Origin of the sequence: Streptomyces sp. H39-C1 (assembly GCF_027158125.1) — a bacterium.
Taxonomy (GTDB): Bacteria; Actinomycetota; Actinomycetes; order Streptomycetales; family Streptomycetaceae; genus Actinacidiphila; species Actinacidiphila fildesensis.
Genome location: NZ_JAPVLS010000245.1, coordinates 1 through 1,554, shown reverse-complemented (window position 1 = coordinate 1,554; position 1,554 = coordinate 1). Strand labels below are relative to the sequence as shown.

1 protein-coding gene is annotated in these 1,554 nt (G+C 72.1%); it reads left to right on the top strand.

Annotated features, from left to right (window positions below):
• Positions 1 to 12: 12 nt before the first annotated feature.
• On the top strand, positions 13 to 1,554 hold a 1,542-nt coding region (locus O3W51_RS47965; RefSeq protein WP_269290390.1), incomplete at its 3' end, for an ATP-binding protein.

Here is a 1,554-nt window from a genome sequence, read left to right as displayed (position 1 = left end):
TCGGGCGCACAGATGTCGGCCAGCACGGTGATCAACGTGCTGGACGACCTGTCCCCGAGCCTCGCGCCGTTCGCGCAGCGCTGGGACCTCGAGGCGGACCGGCGGGTCAAGCTCCGGACGCCGGAGAACCTCAAGGCGCTGATGGACGCTCAGCGCGCTCACAACTCCGCTCGGTCGACGGTCGCGACGGCGAAGAGCCAGCGGACCGCCGCCCGCAAGGGCTCGAAGAATCCCCTGGCCGCCGCCCGCCGCGCGGCCCGGACAGCCGACCGTGCCGCCCGCCAGCACGGGCAGCAGGCCAAGACCGAACTCAAGACGGCGCGCGGCAACTACCCGGCGACGCTGACCCGGCGGGCGGTTGAGGCTCACGCCGTGCACGTGGTGCCGGCGGGTGTCGCGTCCTACCTGATGTCCACCCCGGCGGACTGGACGATGTGGCCGTTGTCGGTGTCCGCGCTGCTGGTCGGGGCGAACGTGGCCGGTCTGTGGCTCGGGCGCCGGACGGTGACCGTGACCGTGGACGGCGGGATGTCCGCCGAGGAACGGCAGCTCGTCGAACGCCTCGACCCGGCTTTCTGGGTGGAGCACGCGGCCGAGCGCGGATTGGGCGGGACCGTGACCACTCCCCCGGCGCTGGAGCCGGGCGGCATCCGGTGCGAGATCCGGTTGGACGGGACGTGGACGGTCAAGACGCTGTCGGACAAGGCCGACTCGATCCGGGCGCTACTCGGGTGCCGGACGGCGCTTCGGATGCGGATCACGTCCGCGTCCCGGGGCGGCTGGGCGGTCCTGACGCTGGCCACCCGATCGGCGGCGGCCGACGTGTCGGCGCTGTGGACCCCGGCCCGTATCCCCCTCGACCCGGACGTGATGAGCCTGGGCCTGGACATCGAGACGGGCGAGGAAGTGCTGATCCCGTACGCCGAGCGGCTGCTGGTCTCCGGCGCGTCGGGCACGGGCAAGTCCTGGTCGGTCCGCCCGCTCATGGGCACCGCCCACATGCGCGGCGACATGGTCCTGATCGACGGCAAGGGCGAGGAGTCGATCCCGTGGGAAGGGATCTGCCGGACCGCCAACGAGCCGCACGAGGTGGACGAGGCGCTGGACGACGCGCACGCGGAGATGGTGTGGCGCAAGGGCGAGATGCGCAGGCGCGGCATCAGCGTCTGGAACGGCCGCCAGCTCACCGTGTTCATCGACGAAGGACAGGTCGTCCTGGCCCGGGTCATGGGCGACAAGCCCCGGCTGCAACGCCTCATCGAGCTGTCGTCCCTGGGGCGTTCGCGCGGCGTGGTCCTGTGGTGGGCGACGCAGTACCCGGTCACGGACGGCGGGGCGCCCGGCATCCACAAGATGATCGCGCCCAACCTCCTGACCCGGTTCAGCCTGCGGGTGGCGGGCACCACGCAGTCGCAGGTGGCGCTGGACGACTGCGCGCACTACGCCCCGCACCAGATCCCGGACGGCAAGGAGTACCGGGGGCACGGCTACCTCAAGGGCTACGGGCCCCGCATGGTCCGCACCTGGACCCTCGATGACGACGGAGTGCGGGAC